The 18880-nt window shown below is 57.5% G+C and carries 19 protein-coding genes, 2 tRNA genes and 1 pseudogene; 9 read left to right on the top strand and 13 right to left on the bottom strand.

The window, feature by feature from the left end; all coding sequences use genetic code 11:
• Positions 1 to 160 precede the first annotated feature (160 nt).
• From FHW75_RS19585 to FHW75_RS19595, 3 genes are all read right to left on the bottom strand, one after another.
• A complete protein-coding gene (locus FHW75_RS19585) occupies positions 161 to 1873 on the bottom strand; it encodes an ATP-dependent helicase (RefSeq protein ID WP_183674353.1) in 1713 nt (570 codons plus the stop codon).
• Positions 1870 to 3825, bottom strand: coding sequence for an AAA family ATPase (locus FHW75_RS19590; RefSeq protein ID WP_183674357.1), 1956 nt, complete (start codon positions 3823 to 3825; stop codon positions 1870 to 1872). Before FHW75_RS19590 ends, FHW75_RS19585 begins: the two co-directional genes overlap by 4 nt.
• Before the next feature lie 246 nt (positions 3826 to 4071).
• Positions 4072 to 4800, bottom strand: coding sequence for a metallophosphoesterase (locus FHW75_RS19595; RefSeq protein ID WP_183674360.1), 729 nt, complete (start codon positions 4798 to 4800; stop codon positions 4072 to 4074).
• 848 nt (positions 4801 to 5648) lie between these two features.
• On the opposite strand from FHW75_RS19595, the gene FHW75_RS19600 reads away from it, so the two are divergent.
• Positions 5649 to 6737, top strand: a complete 1089-nt coding sequence (locus tag FHW75_RS19600) for a DUF4760 domain-containing protein (RefSeq protein ID WP_183674363.1) — start codon at positions 5649 to 5651, stop codon at positions 6735 to 6737.
• Between the two features lie 82 nt (positions 6738 to 6819).
• Here FHW75_RS19600 and FHW75_RS19605 read toward each other — a convergent pair whose 3' ends face one another.
• Entirely contained in the window at positions 6820 to 7392 is a 573-nt protein-coding gene (locus tag FHW75_RS19605) for a hypothetical protein (protein WP_183674366.1), read from the bottom strand.
• A gap of 248 nt (positions 7393 to 7640) precedes the next feature.
• Between FHW75_RS19605 and FHW75_RS19610 the strand changes: the two genes are divergently transcribed.
• Both FHW75_RS19610 and FHW75_RS19615 read left to right on the top strand, forming a co-directional pair.
• A complete protein-coding gene (locus FHW75_RS19610; protein WP_183674369.1) occupies positions 7641 to 7838 on the top strand; it encodes a hypothetical protein in 198 nt (65 codons plus the stop codon).
• 711 nt (positions 7839 to 8549) lie between these two features.
• Entirely contained in the window at positions 8550 to 9173 is a 624-nt protein-coding gene (locus FHW75_RS19615; protein WP_183674373.1) for a hypothetical protein, read from the top strand.
• A 177-nt stretch (positions 9174 to 9350) separates the two neighbouring features.
• On the opposite strand, the gene FHW75_RS19620 is transcribed toward FHW75_RS19615, so the two are convergent.
• Positions 9351 to 9680: a hypothetical protein gene (locus tag FHW75_RS19620; RefSeq protein WP_183674375.1), complete on the bottom strand. Its 330-nt coding sequence runs from the start codon at positions 9678 to 9680 to the stop codon at positions 9351 to 9353.
• A gap of 275 nt (positions 9681 to 9955) precedes the next feature.
• Here FHW75_RS19620 and FHW75_RS19625 point away from each other — a divergent pair.
• Positions 9956 to 10276: pseudogene (locus FHW75_RS19625) on the top strand (endonuclease); the annotation flags it as partial.
• 3 nt (positions 10277 to 10279) lie between these two features.
• Here FHW75_RS19625 and FHW75_RS19630 read toward each other — a convergent pair.
• The 4 genes from FHW75_RS19630 to FHW75_RS19645 all read right to left on the bottom strand — a co-directional run bounded on the left by FHW75_RS19630 (position 10280) and on the right by FHW75_RS19645 (position 11833).
• Positions 10280 to 10705, bottom strand: coding sequence for a GTP diphosphokinase (locus FHW75_RS19630; protein WP_019096842.1), 426 nt, complete (start codon positions 10703 to 10705; stop codon positions 10280 to 10282).
• A 103-nt stretch (positions 10706 to 10808) separates the two neighbouring features.
• Complete coding sequence (locus FHW75_RS19635; RefSeq protein ID WP_016711406.1) at positions 10809 to 11378, bottom strand: SPOR domain-containing protein; 570 nt, start codon at positions 11376 to 11378, stop codon at positions 10809 to 10811.
• A 132-nt stretch (positions 11379 to 11510) separates the two neighbouring features.
• Positions 11511 to 11587 (bottom strand) — tRNA-Val (locus FHW75_RS19640).
• Between the two features lie 169 nt (positions 11588 to 11756).
• Positions 11757 to 11833, bottom strand: a tRNA-Val gene (locus FHW75_RS19645).
• A 203-nt stretch (positions 11834 to 12036) separates the two neighbouring features.
• Between FHW75_RS19645 and FHW75_RS19650 the strand changes: the two genes are divergently transcribed.
• Complete coding sequence (locus FHW75_RS19650) at positions 12037 to 13320, top strand: FAD-binding oxidoreductase (RefSeq protein ID WP_009682777.1); 1284 nt, start codon at positions 12037 to 12039, stop codon at positions 13318 to 13320.
• Between the two features lie 58 nt (positions 13321 to 13378).
• Here FHW75_RS19650 and FHW75_RS19655 read toward each other — a convergent pair whose 3' ends face one another.
• The gene (locus FHW75_RS19655) at positions 13379 to 14056 is read right to left on the bottom strand and encodes a peptidase C39 family protein (RefSeq protein ID WP_025753713.1); all 678 of its coding nucleotides are present in this window, start codon (positions 14054 to 14056) and stop codon (positions 13379 to 13381) included.
• Between the two features lie 223 nt (positions 14057 to 14279).
• Here FHW75_RS19655 and FHW75_RS19660 point away from each other — a divergent pair, with 223 nt between their 5' ends.
• The gene (locus FHW75_RS19660) at positions 14280 to 14456 is read left to right on the top strand and encodes a hypothetical protein (RefSeq protein WP_019096843.1); all 177 of its coding nucleotides are present in this window, start codon (positions 14280 to 14282) and stop codon (positions 14454 to 14456) included.
• 45 nt (positions 14457 to 14501) lie between these two features.
• Here FHW75_RS19660 and FHW75_RS19665 read toward each other — a convergent pair whose 3' ends face one another.
• Entirely contained in the window at positions 14502 to 15254 is a 753-nt protein-coding gene (locus tag FHW75_RS19665; RefSeq protein ID WP_019096844.1) for a TerC family protein, read from the bottom strand.
• Between the two features lie 29 nt (positions 15255 to 15283).
• Positions 15284 to 15523 carry a hypothetical protein gene (locus tag FHW75_RS19670; protein WP_019096845.1) on the bottom strand — a complete coding sequence of 80 codons (240 nt, stop codon included), beginning with the start codon at positions 15521 to 15523 and terminating at the stop codon, positions 15284 to 15286.
• Between the two features lie 131 nt (positions 15524 to 15654).
• On the opposite strand from FHW75_RS19670, the gene nhaR reads away from it, so the two are divergent.
• The 3 genes from nhaR to FHW75_RS19685 all read left to right on the top strand — a co-directional run bounded on the left by nhaR (position 15655) and on the right by FHW75_RS19685 (position 18587).
• On the top strand, positions 15655 to 16548 hold the full coding sequence (nhaR, locus tag FHW75_RS19675) for a transcriptional activator NhaR (protein ID WP_019096846.1): 894 nt from the start codon (positions 15655 to 15657) through the stop codon (positions 16546 to 16548).
• Positions 16549 to 16638: 90 nt separating this feature from the next.
• Complete coding sequence (sstT, locus tag FHW75_RS19680) at positions 16639 to 17850, top strand: serine/threonine transporter SstT (RefSeq protein ID WP_019096847.1); 1212 nt, start codon at positions 16639 to 16641, stop codon at positions 17848 to 17850.
• 89 nt (positions 17851 to 17939) lie between these two features.
• Positions 17940 to 18587 (top strand): YceH family protein, encoded by a 648-nt coding sequence (locus FHW75_RS19685; protein ID WP_025753712.1) that lies wholly within the window; start codon positions 17940 to 17942, stop codon positions 18585 to 18587.
• Between the two features lie 4 nt (positions 18588 to 18591).
• Here FHW75_RS19685 and FHW75_RS19690 read toward each other — a convergent pair whose 3' ends face one another.
• Positions 18592 to 18780, bottom strand: coding sequence for a hypothetical protein (locus FHW75_RS19690; RefSeq protein WP_016711413.1), 189 nt, complete (start codon positions 18778 to 18780; stop codon positions 18592 to 18594).
• Positions 18781 to 18880 lie beyond the last annotated feature (100 nt).

Here is an 18880-nt window from a genome sequence, read left to right on the forward strand (position 1 = left end):
AACGTCCTGACCGGTCTCCAGAAAAGAACGGGGGAAGCTACTCTTGGGCAGCTTCATGACGCTGGCAATTTACCGAAAATGCAGCTTCACCCCCGGCAACGAACAGCCGATCGTTGACACTCAGAAGCACATACAAGCCTTAGATAGATCTCGTACTTCATCACTTACCAGAAGCCTGGAGTGTGTCAGCGGCCTCCACCCCTGCTGCCTTTGGGCAATTCTTCCACCGGTAGACATAATCGAGAAACTCTCGATGCGCAGTTCGTTGTAGCCGCCAACTGCTCAGGTTAAGCAGGTTGGCGCGATGCTGAGCCGTAGTCACCACCAAACGCCTCTCGGCCCTTGAAACGCCCACGAAGAACGCACAGCGAACCTCGTGCTGATCCCTGCCCCAGTAAGCTTGATCTTCGACCCCCAGTAGCACCACGGTGTCGAATTCCAATCCCTTACTCTTGTGTACCGTGAGAATCCGGATCGACTGATCATCAGACAGCTGCGCCAACGCTTTGAGCAGGTCAGGCTCTTTGGCCAGCGCTTCATCGATGTACTTTTTCACATCGCGAATCACCTCTTTGAGCCGCTCCCTGGACTCATAATCATGCGAAAGTCCAGTCAGAAGACTGACGCCGACCATTGACAGAAACTCCTTCAACAGCACCCAGCGCTGGTCATAACACTTCGAGGCGAGATCTAGCGCAGCTGACTTACGAGCCTCCTTGATGAATCGTCCCCAATTCGTGCGCAGTGCTCCATCCGTATCATCTTCCGAAGGAATTAGACGGTGCATCAAGCGCGTCCAGGCCCTTGGCTCACGTACGCCATACACACAGAGCAAGTAATCAACCACGACCAATGCCATAGGCTCCGTCGCGATGTCTTGAAACTGGCTTTCGTTTCGGTAACCGATCCCCCAGCTGTCCAACGCTGTCGTCAGCCTCACCGTGTAGGCTTCCGGTTGATTACGCACCAAGATTGCGATTCTGGCCGGCGCTATGCCCTCGCCGTTGATCCAGCTGGCGATTTGCCCAGCCAGGCTCAAAGCCTCATCCTCACAGCTCAGGTAAGCCTGCACATGGACTTCCCCACCGTCCCCGGTGAGCAAATCAGGCGGCATCTCAGAACCAGGATCAAGGACTTTTATGATCTCGCTCTGAAGACGGAGAAGCTGCGGTTGCGACCTGAAGTTGCGATAAATGTTGAGGTGCAATGCCGAGAAGTCATGCTCGAAACGTCCGAAAACACCGTCCAAGGCGCCTGCCCAACCCATGATCTTCTGCTTTTCATCCCCTACAGCCGTTAACCGGCGCCCCGATCCGGCAAACAGTCGGTACAGCAGTCCATACTGCTCATCCGTGCAGTCCTGAAACTCGTCTAGGAACACATCACTGTAGGTTTGCCGGATGGCGGTGACGGCCAAAGGATAGGCATCAAGTATCTTGATCGCCAACGGAATCAGCGCCCCGAACTCCGTCTGCTCAGGGTGCGCCTTCCCTTTCACGACCAACTTGTAGCCAACGTTCAGCGCATCTTCACCTGTCAGCACAGGGCGAAAGCGATCAACGATGCGTTTGGCCAACGCATGAAACGTATAGCTATCGAAGCGACCGGCGTAATCCGCGCCACATCGCCTGAACACTCGTTCACGCAAATTGTTGCTGGCATCCACCTTGAAGGCGATGGCCAAAATTCGCTTGGGGTAGCGGCAGGCGCCTGTCGTCAGCAGAAAATCCGCCCGCTGAGCCAGTAACTCAGACTTCCCTGAGCCCGGGCCGGCAGTCAACGCCACACATCCCTGCAACTCCCGTACGGTTGTTTCGGCATTGGGCTCCAGCACAATGCCCTCAGACGATCGCCACTCCTCAGGCCTTATCATTCGTGAAGCGCCTCCACTCGCATGATTACATGGTCAACCAAACGCGACAGGGAGGCAGGCATTGCCTTGTAGAGTTCGTCGTTTGAGAGCTTCGACAGCGCTTCGAGATGGGACTTGGGCTTACTGTCCAACTTGAACAGCTTGTGATAGGCGATGAAATGCTTGCGCTGCAACGGTGTGTATTGGGTTGGCTTGAAACAGCTCTCCCCAAGCACCGATTTCACCTGGTTGACCTTCGGCAATACCAAGTCCGTTGGTGATAGGCCAAACGCCTTGGGAAAAGCCACCAGCATGGAAAAATCCAAATCCATGGGTGATGAGAAAAACACGCCCAGCGGTTCGAGATCCTGAACGTAGTTCTTGTACTTGGGGTTTTTTTCTATATCCAGCAGCAGGTATGTAGGGTTGTCCCATTTGGGCAACGTGACCACTTGGTCGTCCGGCAGATATGCCACAGAGGGACGATGCTTGATCAGCTCATTCGCCACGTATTTGATACGCCCCCATCCGCCCCCATGCCGACCGACATCCAGATCCAACAGCGTCACATAAGGAATGTTCAGCCCGCTCAATAGCCGCCAGAAGTGGTTAACGTGTCGACCACCGAGTGGAGCGATCGTCACCGCCGCTTCATCAACCATCAGCCCCTTGGCGGCCAGCAGACGTGGAAGCACGATCTCCTCACTATCACCCTCCCCCAAGATCACCAGACGAGAGAAATACACCTCAGGGAATGCCTGCACGGCCTCCCTCACGAACTTGTACGATTCGCCAGTGGTGTCTGGCGGCATCGTAATGGTTGAGACTACAGTGCACCGCTCGTCATTGAGCCTCAGGTAACGGATATCGGTCGGCTCGACGCGTCGCAGCATTGAGGGTGCATGCGTGGCGATCAGCGCTTGCGCATCGAACGCATTTGGGTCACTCACCAGCGTTTTCAGCGAAGACACGATGCGTCCAAGGTAGTGCGGTGACAGACTGTTTTCAGGCTCTTCAAGTGCAATGATCGTAAAGACAGCTGGTCTCAGCTTTTCAATGTCGAACGACTCGTCATCTCCGCCAAGCACAGACCGCCCGATTGCTTGAGAGGAAAGCACCAATGTCAGGTACAACATCGATTTCTGGCCGTCACTCAACCTCGAAAAGTCGACCTGCTGCTCGCCATGCCCAGGTGTGAAGGACACCGATAAATGCCGGAGCAGTGACTCGATCTCGGTAGCAACGAAAGTCAGGCTCGGATCTTTGAAAAACTTGCCTTTGTGCAATGCCTTCCAAGCCTTGGTAATCCCGTCGCCAAGGCTAACGACGGAGCGGTTGTCACGCAGGCTCTGCGAGATATCGGTAGTCAATTGGCTGATCTTTTCGCGCTGATCTGTCCAGTTCACCGCACGGAGCAAACGGCCCAATAACGCATTCGCACCATACGTGATGTGCTCGGCGGGATCCCGACGCGCCGGCAGGTAATGTACCTGGATCTGGGTTCGCTCATCGCGCGGGACGGGTACCGTCTCGATAGGGCTGCCGTTCTCGTCAGCATCCAGGACATAGCGCAAACTTTGCTCAATCTCCTCATCGATACCGATAGAGGCGTCCAGGCGATACCTGACCCGTGGAACTCCTTCAAGGTCGTCCAGTCGCATGTGGCCGAAGTGACACGGGATGGTCGGATGTTCATTTCCGCCGTCCGCCAACTCAGGAAAATGGAAGTCGGCCTCGATCCAAAGCGCCCGTTCTGTCGGCACATCTTCCTCGTCATGCGGGACGAAAAAGTCAGATCTTCGGAGTCGTCGTTGATTGGAGTCAAATGAAAACAGGCGGCACAACGCCTGCAACGTTGCGGTCTTGCCGGAGCCGTTTGGCCCGATGAGGAAGGTAAGACTCTCCAGATCAATCGTCACTGGCGTCACGCCAAACGACTGGAAACCACAGACGCGAATGTACTTGAGCTTCACGACACGAATCCCTTCAGACTGACCACGCTCAGCAGCCTGGGAACTCAGGCCTGCCGTTTGAAATGACGCTGCAGCGGGCCAATCCTAGCCCAGGCAATCGTCTCGTGGTAGCCAGACAATGGCACACCTTGTAACTGGGTTTACACACGCCAAGTCAGGCCATACCTGTGCAGGGCCAATGCTGAAAGCGATCCTCCTGCTGCCGTTAGCCACCGTTAGAAAACTCGCTCTCCGGTCAAGCTTGCATCAAACTTCGATGGCGAAGTCTGGTGAAAACCCTGTTCGCTCGCCCGGATAACCGCGCGGATTCGAGATAACCCGGCAGCCTGAAACCACTGCATCAACTGCGTGATGGGTATGGCCGAAGATCCAGACGTCAGCCTCTGCAACCAACTCAAGCCATTCATTGCAATACGCGGCAGCCAGATGCCCCTCGTGACCATTGCCAGCTAGCTCTGGCAGAGGGCAATGATGCGTGACCACGACGCTGCGCCCCTCAAATCCTTTGGCAAGCTCTGTGGCCAAAAATTTTCGCGCGACGATGTTACGAGCGATCAGGTCAGCAGGACGCAGCTTGCGGTAACTCTCGCTTATACGGATGTACTTGAAGTCGCTCATCCACTCCGCGCACACCCTCATTGCAGCTTTGTAATCGCCCGTAGCCGTAAAATCTGTCCAGCCGGTTGCGACCAGAAACCTGGTATCGCCGAGGATCAGGGACTGGTTGTCCAGGACGTGTACATGATCCGCCGCCGCCTCGCGCATCTTCACTAGCGTTCGATCCAGGTGACCTTGGTAAAACTCGTGGTTACCTGGGGTATAAATTACCGGGCAGCTGAACGTCTCATTGGCCCATTTGACGCCCCTGACCCTGGTCGAAATATCTCCGGCCAAGATCACCACATCTGCATCATGAGCAGGGGGCTCGAAGGGTGCGAACTCGGTATGCAAGTCGGAATAAATCAGCAGTTTCATGCCTGCAATGTCGCCTTCTCAGAAAGCTCAATAACCTCAGAACCGGCATTCAGGCCTCGCCAAAACCCTCGCAAAATCCGCCAGAAATTCCACCAATAGAAACTATATAATTCATTTCCGGATCACGCAACGCCCTGGCATCCAAAGGCCAGCTGGCAAGCTTCGACCAGAGACGCATCGGATGACGCTAGAGATTATGTCAGGCGCTTGGGATTTGAACTCGTGCACCAACAGGAGATGAAAGCGGGCCGAGCCAATAGCTAATGCGCCAGACCGGCATATGCGCAAGCAGAGCTCGCTGGCGTGAGAATGGAAGCCCGAAGTGCCAAAATTAGGCGGAGCCGGGCTTGGTTCACGTGAGCCGTACCGCAGCCCACGCCCCCTCCTCTCGGAAAAAATCGATTACAGCGATTGGCCACCACAGACGACCAGGGTCGGCTAGTTCAGTGCTATGCCACCTGTGGGCTGGTCGTACCCGTCCTGCAGCAGGCTCTTGGCTGCGCAATGGCAAAATGCTACCCTGACAGGGTCAGCGCGTTGTGAAGGACGGGTGGAGCAGTCTACAGTCGTCCTGCGCTAAGACACTGATTTGATGGCATTTTGGGGCACCGTTACAGATCCGATCCTAGGTTTTGATTGCATTTCAATACCAAGTGATGTGAGAATCGAGGTGCAGGAAGCCACATGAAGTGCTTAGCTGCCCCTATTTTACGTGAGGAATACATTATGAAGCCAAAACTTGAATTGATTGCTAAAGAGATCGATTTGGGATTCATGTGATCTAGACCTTGCCAGAGGCAACTAAGCGCCAACCCTTCGGGTGGCGCTTTTTTTATGGACAAAATTTAATGATTTTCAATCTAGTCAATAAATATAAATATTTTCTCCCAGCCATTTATGGCGTTATCGGCGTTGTGCTCTGCGGCGTATTGATTGCGTTCTTCTGCGCTCAGATAAATTGTGAAAAATGTTCGCTTGCCACTATCAATCCATCTGTTTTCCTGATGCCTCTTCTTGCGTACGCAAGTATCGGCTTAGTTGGACTTACAATCGGCTTTACCCGTAAGACGGCGAGCGAAAAGAATGCCTTGGATTTTGACAAAATCAGGAGCGAACTTAACGACGCTTTCAGCATTATCGCGATAGTGCGCAAGAAGCTGGCCGCCCACGATTCGACCATCGATCGGAGGAAGGCTTATGGCTACATGCAAAGCCTCGAAGGCGCGGTAAAAAAGGAAAGAGAAGACGCGGCAGCTGCTGAGAAAGCTGTAGTTCCTGGTGCCACCACAGACAGCACCCCTGCGAATTTCGCGTTCATGATGTACAGCGCTGGCGGGAAAGACCAAGCCCCACACAGCTTTGTCTACTGTGCTGCGGCCCCAGAGCCACAAGCAGTATCAACTAAGGCATGTACGGTATGTTCTGCTTCTGCGAGCGCCGCAGGGGCTACTGCAGTTGCAGCAACCACGGGGGCGCCTGGTGGGTCTGCTGCGCCTAGTACGCCGGGCGTGCCTGCTAAGCCGGTCGAAAAAACCACCACCACAGATCCAACCTTTACTGAAGTCTCTAAAGCAGCCTTCAGGATCCTGAACGCCTTTGAAGGCTGCGCAAACGCCATTCGTTACGGCATCTACGATGAAGACTTCATCTACAACGTCTATGGCAGTCAGTTCATCGATTTCTACGAGCTAACCTACGGGCTCATGAAATCGCGTCAACGCGAACTCCCGCGTGCCTGGGTTAACTTCGAATGGCTCGCGGTTAAGTGGACACTGCGCCGAAAGATTACAGGCGTGACCTCCAAGGAATGGGAAGAAACCTCCTACATCATTCAGGAGTCCCTGGCGGCGATCAAGGAACACACCAAGGTCAGGCCGAATCCCGATAAGCTTCAGAAGTTCATGGATAAGCTGGAGCGCCGGAAATTCCCGGCCTGATCAATTTGTCATCTAAGGGGAGGTTTCACCTCCCTCGTTTTTCTCTGGCTGCTTCTACCCGCTTTACCACTTCTGGACAATCTCAGTTTTCCGAGGCATCACGCCCCTGTTCGATCGCGTTGTCGTACACCCAGTTAAGGGCATTATCCAGCGTGAGGTACGCCATCCGCTTCGCCGCTTCCAGACCGACCTGCCACCGAGGATAGCGCGGGCTGTAACCATCCTTGTGCATCACAACCACCAGCCAGCGTCCGCCCGCCTTCGGCTTCAAAGTCATTCTGCAATCGTCCGCCTCGGCGGTATGAGAACCGTCACCCAGCTTCGTCCAAGGCAGGTCGCCGTATGCGCGCAGCAAGCGACGTTGCAAATACACTGTCTGTCTCACTAGGGCCAGCAACTCTCCGGAAGGCCTGGTCTCTCCTTCCAGTGCCCGGTTAATGCTGCGCAGGATCGTCTGAGGCTTGCGATAGTCGCCGATATCACGCATCCGATCTGCTAACGCAGCAGGCGTCCAGCCAAGCTCAGCCAGGCCTTCCTGGAGCTGCTCGATGAGATACGAAGTCGTGAGAACTTCAGTTTGATTCTCGGCTGAGTTTTCGGCTTGGCCTGGTGTGGAGTTTTGGGTTTCGTCCGACAGATCTTGTTCAGCAGTCATGTGTGGCTCCGCAATATGCCACCTTCAAAGTGACAATATGTCACCTCTGAAACGACAATTCCATAGGGTGTTTTCAATGGCGTTCGATCGTGCGACCTGCCCCAGGCGGCTCGCTGGAGATGAATTTGTCGGCAGGCGGGTATCCGGGCAGGTCTGCGGTTTGCCTTAGGGCGCGCAACCCAAAGACCGAAAAGGAAAAACGCAAACTCACGAAGGGCCCGGATTTACTGGGCTTGAGGGGAGATCGCGTGAAACTGAGCGTGCGTGAAAAGCTAGAAAAGGGTGTGAAAGACAATGTGGATTTACGTTTTTTGCATCGTAAATGGCAACGGGATGGGACGCTTGAAGAGCGAAATTGGATACCGCGCCCCCTGGCTCCAGACCCAAACACCCCGACCAAGCGCTCTATGTTCAACTCGTTCATCTCAGCCCCCCTCAAACTCTGAGGGCGCATTTTTCCATGAACGCTGCTAGTGGCGTCATCGACGCAGCAATAAAAAGCCCCCACTGCTCAGCTTGTTCAGCTGTTAGCTTCTCACAAGTGTGTGAGCGCCTTGGTACGCGCAAAGCCGACAAGTCGAGGTAATGTCCAGGTACGTTCGGGCCTAGCCAAGTTTCCCGCTTAGCTTACCGCCCTCCCTGAAAGGCCCAACCTCTAAGGCTCTAAGTTATGCCAGAGCATAAAAGTATTCTCTAATGATGATTCCCTGCGCCTTTACTCATTGCATGACACCTATAAAAACAGCCAATCAAAACTTACGAACAATAAAGACTCAATATAATAACAAATCGAATGCGGTTCATAAATCATGAACAAACTGCAATTACCCCAACTTCTGGCAACGCTCACCAAGAACTCAACACCGATCATCCTCGACCCTTGCAAAGTTTTAGATTCGTATTATGCTCGATCAAAACCGCCTGACATCGAGCGATAGCCATGGCAAAGGTGAACTCACTTTACCTGCAAGAAGAAGGTCTCAGGACACCGCCTTTTCGTCGCCAAGCGAGACCTGGCTGATCGAGAGGGTGGGGGGCACTCCGGCTTTTTTTAGCCCACAATGCAATGCTGAGCCGATGGCATCCTGACAGTTTTTACATGAGCACTTAGAACACACAACACCTACCTCAAGTGATTTCTCGGGCGATATTTAATCATGTCAAACATCTCATCGACTCTTATCCAGCAAAAAGCATCCTCGACGACCCGCTGCTCCCGCCTCTTCCATGCGGAACATGACATAATTGATCGAGATGACGGAAGTCTAATTTGTTCCATTTACTGCATGCAACAGCATTTGAACGAGCGCCTTAAACTTAGAAAGGAGGTTGGCATTCAGCGATTCGGTATTATTTGGGGCTCTTCGAAGATTGATGATCGTGTATTTCAATGTATTGAGGAGGCGATCGTTCAAAAGGTAATCGCCCCCGTCCAGCTGATCTGTTACGCCAAGGGCAATTTAACTCTAGTTCTCACGCCTGAGTACAACCTGTCCAGCACATCCCGATTTACTGGTACTTGGCAGACGATCGCCTACAATGCCATATGGGATGAGTGGACAGTGAGCTTCCTTCATGAAAGAGATATTAATGATTTGACCGAGGGACGAGTGCTGCGCAAATATGCCAGCGCAATATTGCTCGCGCAGCCCCTGGGGATCACTAACTATAGTTTTGACGATTTCTTGTACAGGGACTCATGGTGTGAGCAGCCTTATCAAGGTGAACCAGGAAATGCGGACAAAGACCCAGATGATTTTGACGGTGACCTGCCGTTCTAGTACACAGGCTCGCACCGCAGTAATCATGAGTGACGAACATCGCCAGCCCGGCGACTAAGACGTTGCTGCGTGGCTGGGCGAAAGATTACATCCACGGCTTTCTTATGCCAGCCAGTTCACGCACTTCACCCCGAATCCGCTTTGGGCACCTACGAGCCTGTTGAATACCAAGGCTTTTTACCGGCTTGCCATTTCGTGCCTGACGCAGCCTTGGTAGTAAGTCTTCTCGACCGCCTTAGGACTGACGCGGCTGCGGCTCGCGAAGGTCTGCTCAGTGATTCCCACCGCCATCTTCTTCATCCATGGCTTCGAAAATTTGCGCTCTTGCAACGCACGCCGGGTGCTGTAGAGCGTCTTGCCTGAGAGCTTTGACTTCTGCGCGTTATGGGCGACTTGTGAGCCCCAGCGGCACATATCAGCCTGGGCTTTGGTGATGGACCTTGCTTCTGCAGTGCTGACTCCGATTGCCAGTAAGCTCAGCGCGAGCAATGAAGGGATGAAACGCATTAGGCAGTCTTTCCAGGTGAACGTGAGGAATAGTGTATCGCATCGCGCGTGCTGATCGGCTTGGTGACCGTCGTGGCGCCCGCCCGGTTAGCCCGCGTGGAATCGTCGACAGGGCGATACCGTTCGTCGGACTGACCGATGGTGTTTTTTGTCAATGTTGACATGGTGACAGTGGTAGAAAAATGAGCTATCAATTAGGTAATTGACTGATTTTACAAAGGCTGTTTGATGCTTCGTGATCTTGTCAACAAAAGCTAGTGGTAGATAAGTTTGCCAATGGCGACCGCAGCAACTTCAGTTTCGGCTGGCTGCCGGAGCAACGCGGGCAGTATGGCAGCTGCCTGACCCAGGTCGACTTCAAAGCCAGGAAGGTCATGCCACGCCCCTCGATACGCGGCATGATCGCCCGCACCTACTTCTACATGAGCAAACAGTACAACCTGCGCTTGTCCCGGCAGGACCGCCAGTTGTTCGAGGCCTGGAACAAGACCTATCCGCCGCAGGCATGGGAGCGGCAACGCAACCAGCAGGTAGCTTGCGTGATGGGCCGGGGTAATGAGTTCGTCGGGCCGGTCAACCTCAAGGCCTGCGGCTGAACCTCAGGCCAACGCCTGCAAATAGGCGCTGGCTTCCCGGTAGCGGGCCAACCGCGCCAGGTCGGCGGGGCCAGGGCAAGGGATGCGCGAAATGTCACTGTTATCGGCCAGATCGGCCAGTTTGACGGTTCGCGCCAGCGGGTCATCGCCCAGACGCACCACGAAGTCCTGATAAGCCTCACCCTCGCGGCGACTGAGCGCCAACAAGGCTGCAAGGATTTTAAGCGCGAAACCCTCGCGCGCCAGGTCGGACAGGGTCAGCGGGGTGTCCTCGATCACATCGTGAAGTACTGCGACAATCCGTTGTTCGGGTGTGGACACCCGCATCATCACGCGTAGCGGGTGGAGGATATAAGCCGCCCCACCCTTGTCGTATTGCCCTTCATGCGCCCTGGCGGCCACGGCAATGGCCCGCTCCAGTGTAGACATGAGGCCCCTCCCCGTTCGGCATCGTCACTCCAAGCATAGCCAAACTTGTGTGAACATTGTCTAGCGCACGGTTAACTGTGCCTTGCGGGGCTGACAGGAGCGGTTAGCGTGTGGCCCCGTGCTGGATAACCACCGAATCGGTGCCCAGCTTGGCCATCACTTCATCCCTGCGCGCTTGTGCTTCTTCGCGGGTAGGGAACGGCCCCATCAGCACCACTGGCTTGCCGTCGCGGTATTCCACCGAAGACGGGATGCCCTTTTCGATAAGCCGTGCGGTCATGTCGCTCAGCGCGCCCATGTTGGCGCCCTGAACCACCTCTACATCCCAGCCCTCGGGTGCCGGTTGGTCTGCCAGCGCCTCGGCACGGCGCTGCAGGTCGGCACCACCGCACATCTCGCGGATGCGCAGGTTGTTGCCGGTGTCGTCGACGATGATGTCGTACTGGCCATCGCGCTTGATCGCTACGTAGCTGCGGTAGGCTTCGTACTGCCCGGCATCATCCTTGCCACGGACCTGGCCGCAGATGGTGCCCTGGGTGTCGATCCGTACGTTGCCGAACTTGGCGGTTTTGGGGTTGTGCAGGTGTTCGGCCACCTGCTTGTGCACGCCTTCGACCTCGTTCTCACAGCCCGCCAGGGCGAGCACTGCCATTACCACAGCCAGTTTGCGCACGCGTGTACCTCCAGATTCGAAGGGGCGGATTCTAGCACGCCGACCTCTGTCCCGAACCGCGACCAAACGTTACACGCTGCTTCACGCGCACATGCAAAAAGGGCGATCATTTCTGATCGCCCTTTTCGGATTTGGTAGGCACAATTGGACTCGAACCAACGACCCCCACCATGTCAAGGTGGTGCTCTAACCAACTGAGCTATGTGCCTGTCGTGTGGTGCGCATATTAGTGATCGAATACACACCTGTAAAGCTTTTTTTTGAGAAAAATCAAAAACTTTCGAAGGTAAGCGCTTCGCGCCCCTGCAACGGTTTGCTGCACCCGAAACCGGGCAATGAAAAAAGGGGTGACCCCTGCGGATCACCCCTTCTTCGATTTGGTAGGCACAATTGGACTCGAACCAACGACCCCCACCATGTCAAGGTGGTGCTCTAACCAACTGAGCTATGTGCCTGTCGTGTGGTGCGCATTCTACGCATTCCTAAAACCCTGTCAACACTTTTTTTCGCGCTAAGCTACTGAATCTTAAACTCTTTATAGATAGATGGGCTGGCAGGTAGCCCGTAAAGGATTTTCATCAGACGACTAGCGGGTGTTTATTATTATTGATAGCATCGGTACATTCGTTAAAAATATAAAACACGAGGTTCCTGCAGCATGGCTAACACCCCCTACCCCCAGTCCTACTACGCCGCCTCGGCCAACCCGGTGCCGCCACGTCCGGCGCTGCAGGGTGAGGTGGAAACCGATGTGTGCATCATCGGCGCCGGCTACACCGGCCTGTCCAGCGCCCTGTTCCTGCTGGAAAACGGCTTCAAGGTAAGCATCGTCGAAGCGGCCAAGGTCGGCTTCGGCGCGTCGGGCCGCAACGGCGGCCAGATCGTCAACAGCTACAGCCGTGACATCGACGTCATCGAACGCACCGTTGGCCCCAAGCAGGCGCAACTGCTGGGCCACATGGCCTTCGAAGGCGGCCGCATCATTCGTGAGCGCGTGGCCAAGTACAACATTCAGTGCGACCTGAAAGACGGTGGCGTGTTCGCCGCCCTCACCAGCAAGCAGATGGGCCACCTGGAGTCGCAAAAGCGCCTGTGGGAACGTTTCGGCCACAACCAGCTGGAGCTGATGGACCAGAAGCGCATCCGCGAAGTGGTCGCCTGCGACAGCTATGTGGGCGGCATGCTGGACATGAGCGGCGGCCACATCCACCCGCTCAACCTGGCCTTGGGCGAAGCCGCTGCGGTCGAGTCGCTGGGCGGCATCATCTATGAGCAAACCCCGGCGGTGCGCATCGAACGTGGTGCCAACCCGGTCGTACACACGCCACAAGGTAAAGTACGCGCCAAGTTCATCATCGTCGCCGGCAACGCCTACCTGGGCAACCTGGTACCGGAACTGGCCGCCAAGTCCATGCCATGCGGTACCCAGGTGATCACCACCGAGCCTCTGGGCGAAGAACTGGCACGTACCCTGCTGCCGCAGGACTACTGCGTCGAAGACTGCAACTACCTGCTCGACTACTACCGCCTCACCAGCGACAAGCGCCTGATCTTCGGCGGCGGCGTGGTGTACGGCGCGCGTGACCCGGCCAACATCGAGGCGATCATTCGTCCGAAGATGCTCAAGGCCTTCCCGCAGCTGAAAAATGTGAAGATCGATTACGCCTGGACCGGTAACTTCCTGCTGACCCTGTCGCGCCTGCCGCAGGTTGGCCGTATCGGTGACAACATCTACTACTCCCAGGGTTGCTCGGGCCATGGCGTAACCTACACCCACCTGGCAGGCAAGGTGCTGGCCGAGGCCCTGCGTGGCCAGGCTGAGCGTTTCGACGCCTTCGCCGGCCTGCCGCACTACCCGTTCCCGGGTGGCCAGATGCTGCGCGTGCCGTTCAGCGCCATCGGTGCCTGGTACTACAGCCTGCGCGATCGTCTGGGCTTCTGATGTAGCCGGGACTGGCCTCTTCGCGGGTTTACCCGCGAAAGGGCCGGTACAGGCAAAACTATTTGTTCAAGCTATTGACGGCCTGCTTCGCCGCAATCTCCTGCCCCGCCCGCGCCAGTTCATCCGCAGCCTGCAGCCAGCGCTGCCGATCCACCTGGGCCGGCAGCTGCCGTGGCGGCTGTACCAGTACCGCCCAACTCCCCTGCTTCGCCCACGCCGAGGCAAAGTCATCGAACGCCATCACCTGCCGCCGGTGCATGCCCGAGCGCAACAGCACCCGTTGCTTGTAACGGTCATAGCCGATCAGCACCGCATAACGCGGCTCGCCCCACCACGCCGAACCGTCCTCATAACGCAGCAGTACCGGGTTGCCAGCCGCCACCTGGGCCAGTAGCGCGTCCAGCTGCTTGTCCAGCGGGTACACCACCATGCCGTAGTCCCGCGCCACGCGAGGAATGCCGGTGTCCAGCGCTTCGGCGCCCTGAGGCAGGTTCAACGGCTTGTCCAGCAGCCCCGGGGTGATGGGCGCGCCCTGCTGCGACAACACGGCGGCCAGGGCCATGGCGCCACTGTGGTTGGCGTTGCCACGGTAGAACGGCACGCTGCTGATCTCGACACGCTGCGGCAGGCCCTTGAGGTTGGCGGGTGGCGCACTGGCACAGCCGGCCAGGCTGGCCGCAATCAGGCAGGCAGCCAGCAGCCGACGTGGGACGGTTTTGAAGGAATGTTGCTGCATGGGCGCTCGCTTGTTTCAACGCCAGGCAGGCAGCGCCCGGCTCTGGCCAACGATCATAGGTCCCACAGCGGCGCGGGTATAGTCCGACAGCGGCTTAGAGCGAATCGGACCCAGAGATAGACCTTTGTTCGATGGAACGTCACAGGCGAAGGGCTAGACTAAAGCAGTGTCTGGAAGGCAAGCGCTGGCTGACCGTGCGCTGCCCTTGGAGATGGAGGCACAGATGAGCCTGACCATGGCAATCCTCATGCTGGTGGGCATGTGGCTGAGCGTCGCAGCCGCCATGCTGTGGGGTGTACTGCGTATCGTGCGGCGTCATTCCCACCACCACCTGCCACCGCAGGCCCCCGCCAAGCCGCTGCCTGTGCGCCGGGCGCGGCGGCATGCCGGGGTGCACTAAGCGTTCAGAAACCGCAAACGGGGCGCATGGCGCCCCGTATGTTTATCAACCTTCAGCCGCCTCACGCTTCAATCGCGCCCTGCGAGCCAGGATGTTGAGGATCTCGATCGCGGTCGAGAACGCCATGGCCGCATACACATACCCCTTCGGCACATGGGCACCAAAGCCTTCGGCGATCAATGTCATACCGATCATGATCAGGAAGCCCAGGGCCAGCATGACCACCGTCGGGTTGTCATTGATGAAGTTGGCCAGCGGGTCGGCGGCCACCATCATCACGATTACAGCCGTGATAACGGCAATGATCATGATCGGCAAGTGCTCGGTCATGCCCACGGCGGTGATGATGCTGTCCACCGAAAAGACGATGTCCAGCAGCAAAATCTGGAAGATCGCCGCCGCAAAGCCCAGGGTAACCGTCGACGACACCTTGGCTTCTTCCTTGGCGCCGTGCGGGTCGACGTTTTCGTGTATCTCCTTGGTCGCCTTCCACAGCAGGAACAGGCCACCGGCAATCAGGATCACGTCCTTCCATGAGAAGGCGTTGCCGAACACTTCAAACACCGGGTCGGTCAGCTGAACGATCCAGGCCACCGTGCTGAGCAAGGCCAGGCGCATGACCAAGGCCATGCTGATACCAATGCGTCGCGCCTTGGAACGGTATTCCACCGGCAGCTTGTTGGTCAGGATGGAAATGAAGATCAGGTTGTCGATGCCCAGTACAACTTCCATGGCCACCAGCGTAGCCAGGGCAACCCAGGCGGTAGGGCTAGCGGCGAGTTCCAGCAAGTATTCCATTGTTCAAATCCTGCAGCGGCGGTTGGGGGTCAGATTTCCTGAGTGTCTTTTTTCTTGTCGGCATCTTCAGGCGTGTGGCCTCCCTTGCCGATGGCCTCACTCAAGGCCTGCTGGGCGGCTTTGTTGGTGTCGTCGATCGCCTGCTTGGCCGACTGCGCCGCCTGGTCGAGCATTTGCTGGGCGGATTTCTCGGCCTGGTCGCAACCCGCAAGCGTGAACAGGGCCAACGCCAGCACCAACGGGGTGCCAATGGATTTGAGTTGTAGCATGGTGTCCTCGCATGAAATATCCCGGCGGCGCATGGCGCCTGATGCCGTGCATTCTAGAGACGCCAATAGTTCAGGAAAATTCGTATTTTCATGGCGTATACTTCGGTTTTTACGAATCGGGGCGACCGACGGTGCTCAACTATCGCCAACTGCATTACTTCTGGGCCGTGGCCAAGACGGGCAGCATCACCCGCGCCAGCGAACAGCTCAACCTCACACCACAAACCATCAGCGGGCAGATCAGCCTGTTCGAGCAAACCTATGGCCTGGAGCTGTTCCAGCGTGCAGGCCGGCAGCTGGAGCTGACCGAGACAGGCCGCCAGGCGCTGGTCTATGCCGAGCAGATGTTCCAGCTCGGCGGTGAGCTGGAAGCCATGCTGCGCGCCGGCCCGCAAGAGCAGATCCTGTTTCGCGTGGGGGTGGCCGACGTGGTGCCCAAATCCATCGTCTACCGCCTGCTGGCACCGACCATGGAGCTGGATGAGGTGCTGCGCATCAACTGCCGCGAAGACAAACTCGAGCGGTTGCTGGCAGACCTGGCCATCCAGCGCCTGGACCTGGTGATTTCCGACAGCCCCATGCCCAGCCACCTGGACATCAAAGGCTACAGCCAGAAGCTGGGCGAATGCGGGCTGAGCTTCTTCGCCACCCCAACGCTGGCACAACGGCTGGACGGCCCCTTCCCGGCTTGCCTGCAGGATGCACCGCTGCTCGTTCCCGGCCAGGAGACCGTGGTGCGCAGCCGCCTGCTGCGCTGGCTAGGCGAGCAACAGGTGCAGCCACGGATCGTGGGCGAGTTCGATGACAGTGCCTTGATGCAGGCGTTCGGGCAGTCAGGCAGCGGCATTTTCGTCGCCCCCAGCGTGATTACCGACGAAGTGTGCCGCCAGTATGGCGTGGAACTGATCGGGCAGACCGAGGCCGTGCATGAGTCGTTCTATGCCATTTCGGTGGAACGCAAGGTCAAGCACCCGGGGATCGTGGCAATTACTGAAGGCGCACGGCGAGAGTTGTTTCATTGGTGACGTTGGCCCCTGCGACGACACAGCCGAGGCTGCGCCGCCGCGCTCTGTGCTAAAGTCGCGCCCTTTCACAATAATGAGATTGTGCTGCACATGTCCCCTGTACTTCGCCTACTCAACCGAACCAGCCTGGTGACACAGATCGTCATTGGCCTGCTTGCCGGTATTGCCTTGGCCCTTCTGGCGCCCGCCATCGCCCGCGACCTGGCCTTCCTCGGCAAGGTGTTCGTCAGCGCATTGAAGGCGGTGGCGCCCGTACTGGTGTTCATCCTCGTCATGGCCTCGATCGCCAACCATCGCCACGGCCAGGAAACCCATATTCGGCCGATCCTATGGCTGTACCTGCTGGGCACCTTCGCCGCGGCAGTGGTAGCCGTGGTCGCCAGCATGCTGTTCCCGTCCCACCTGGCGCTCAGTACTGGCGAGGCCACGTTGAGCGCACCGGGCGGTATCGCTGAAGTGATGCAAAACTTGCTGTTGAGCGCGGTCGACAACCCGGTCAACGCCCTGCTCAACGCCAACTTCATCGGCATACTCACCTGGGCCATCGGCCTTGGCGTGGCCCTGCGTCATGCCGGTGAAACCACCCGCACCGTGGTCGAAGACCTGTCCAACGGCGTCACGCTGATCGTGCGGGTTGTCATCCGTTTCGCCCCGCTGGGCATTTTCGGCCTGGTCAGTTCCACTCTGGCGCAATCTGGCCTGGACGCCCTGTTCGGCTACCTGCACCTGCTCGCGGTGCTGATTGGCTGCATGCTGTTCGTGGCACTGATCATGAACCCGCTGATCGTGTTCTGGAAAATCCGCCGCAACCCCTACCCACTCACCCTGCTGTGCCTGCGCGAAAGCGGCATTACCGCGTTCTTCACCCGCAGTTCGGCGGCCAACATCCCGGTCAACCTGGCCCTGTCGGAGCGCCTTGGCCTGCACGAAGACACCTACTCGGTGTCGATCCCGCTGGGTGCCACCATCAACATGGCCGGTGCGGCCATCACCATTACCGTGCTGACGCTGGCGGCGGTGCATACCTTGGGCATTCCCGTGGACCTGCCAACGGCCGTACTGCTAAGCGTAGTGGCAGCCGTTTGCGCCTGCGGTGCCTCGGGCGTGGCCGGGGGCTCGCTGCTGTTGATTCCGCTGGCGTGCAGCCTGTTTGGCATCCCCAGTGAAATTGCCATGCAAGTGGTAGCAGTGGGCTTCATTATCGGTGTGCTGCAGGATTCGGCCGAAACGGCGCTGAATTCTTCGACCGATGTGCTGTTCACGGCAGCGGCGTGCCAAGCCGAAGAACGACGCAACGCTTGACCTTATTGGGGCCGCATCGCGGCCCCAATTGCCTTACGCGGTGGCTTTACCTACCCTAGTGGCCTTTCCCCAGCCATTGAGACAGGGCCATGTCAGAACACGAAACCGCAGGTGAAGGCCGCTTCAACAGCATCGAGATCCGCGTTCTCGGCTCGCTGATCGAAAAGCAGGCCACCAGCCCGGAAAGCTACCCGCTGACCCTCAATGCCCTGGTCCTGGCCTGTAACCAGAAGACCAGCCGCGAGCCGGTGATGAACCTTACCCAAGGCCAGATCGGCCAAGCCCTGCGTTCCCTCGAAGGGCAAGGCATGACCCGCCTGCAGATGGGCAGCCGTGCCGATCGCTGGGAACAGCGGGTAGACAAGGCCCTGGAGCTGGTACCGGCCCAACTGGTGCTGATGGGCCTGATGTTCCTGCGCGGCCCGCAAACCCTCAACGAACTGCTGACCCGCAGTAACCGCCTGCACGACTTCGACGACACCGAGCAGATCCAGCACCAGCTGGAACGTCTGATATCGCGGGATCTGGCCTTGCACCTGCCGCGCCAGGCCGGCCAGCGTGAAGACCGCTACACCCATGCGTTGGGCGACCCGGCGGAAATCGAGGCGATCCTCGCTGCACGTCAGCAGGAAGGTGGCGCGCGCAGCGGTGGCGGCAGTGTGTCGGAAGACCGGATCGAAGCCCTGGAAGCCCGCATCGCGGCGCTGGAGGCACGCCTGGCCGAGCTGGAAGGCTGAGCCGTCACGGCTCCGGGTCGGGGAAGTTGCGGCAGCTCTTGCGCTCGGCCAGCTCCCGGTCACTGGGGCGCTGGTCGACGAACACGGTGTGGCCGTCGGCATAGATTTCCAGGTAACCCCAGTGCAGGTCTTGCTCTTTCTGCCCGGGCTTTGGAGGGACTAACCACCAGGGTTCGCGGCTGATCAGGGTCATGGTGGGTTTCCTGAGGGGGTCTTCAGTCATCATAGACACCCTTGAACCTCATAGGCCCTATCGCCGGCAAGCCAGCTCCCTCAGGCGTACCACAGTTTCG

Origin of the sequence: Pseudomonas sp. OG7 (assembly GCF_014192825.1) — a bacterium.
GTDB classification, from domain to species: domain Bacteria; phylum Pseudomonadota; class Gammaproteobacteria; order Pseudomonadales; family Pseudomonadaceae; genus Aquipseudomonas; species Aquipseudomonas monteilii.

Excerpts from the sequence above, each read along its gene's own strand:
- FHW75_RS19585 (WP_183674353.1), bottom strand. The coding sequence starts at position 1,873 with ATGATAAGGCCTGAGGAGTGGCGATCGTCTGAGGGCATTGTGCTGGAG.
- FHW75_RS19595 (WP_183674360.1), bottom strand. The coding sequence starts at position 4,800 with ATGAAACTGCTGATTTATTCCGACTTGCATACCGAGTTCGCACCCTTC.
- FHW75_RS19600 (WP_183674363.1), top strand. The coding sequence starts at position 5,649 with ATGATTTTCAATCTAGTCAATAAATATAAATATTTTCTCCCAGCCATT.
- FHW75_RS19605 (WP_183674366.1), bottom strand. The coding sequence starts at position 7,392 with ATGACTGCTGAACAAGATCTGTCGGACGAAACCCAAAACTCCACACCA.
- FHW75_RS19615 (WP_183674373.1), top strand. The coding sequence starts at position 8,550 with ATGTCAAACATCTCATCGACTCTTATCCAGCAAAAAGCATCCTCGACG.
- FHW75_RS19620 (WP_183674375.1), bottom strand. The coding sequence starts at position 9,680 with ATGCGTTTCATCCCTTCATTGCTCGCGCTGAGCTTACTGGCAATCGGA.
- FHW75_RS19630 (WP_019096842.1), bottom strand. The coding sequence starts at position 10,705 with ATGTCTACACTGGAGCGGGCCATTGCCGTGGCCGCCAGGGCGCATGAA.
- FHW75_RS19650 (WP_009682777.1), top strand. The coding sequence starts at position 12,037 with ATGGCTAACACCCCCTACCCCCAGTCCTACTACGCCGCCTCGGCCAAC.
- FHW75_RS19655 (WP_025753713.1), bottom strand. The coding sequence starts at position 14,056 with ATGCAGCAACATTCCTTCAAAACCGTCCCACGTCGGCTGCTGGCTGCC.
- FHW75_RS19660 (WP_019096843.1), top strand. The coding sequence starts at position 14,280 with ATGAGCCTGACCATGGCAATCCTCATGCTGGTGGGCATGTGGCTGAGC.
- FHW75_RS19665 (WP_019096844.1), bottom strand. The coding sequence starts at position 15,254 with ATGGAATACTTGCTGGAACTCGCCGCTAGCCCTACCGCCTGGGTTGCC.
- FHW75_RS19670 (WP_019096845.1), bottom strand. The coding sequence starts at position 15,523 with ATGCTACAACTCAAATCCATTGGCACCCCGTTGGTGCTGGCGTTGGCC.
- sstT (WP_019096847.1), top strand. The coding sequence starts at position 16,639 with ATGTCCCCTGTACTTCGCCTACTCAACCGAACCAGCCTGGTGACACAG.
- FHW75_RS19685 (WP_025753712.1), top strand. The coding sequence starts at position 17,940 with ATGTCAGAACACGAAACCGCAGGTGAAGGCCGCTTCAACAGCATCGAG.
- FHW75_RS19690 (WP_016711413.1), bottom strand. The coding sequence starts at position 18,780 with ATGACCCTGATCAGCCGCGAACCCTGGTGGTTAGTCCCTCCAAAGCCC.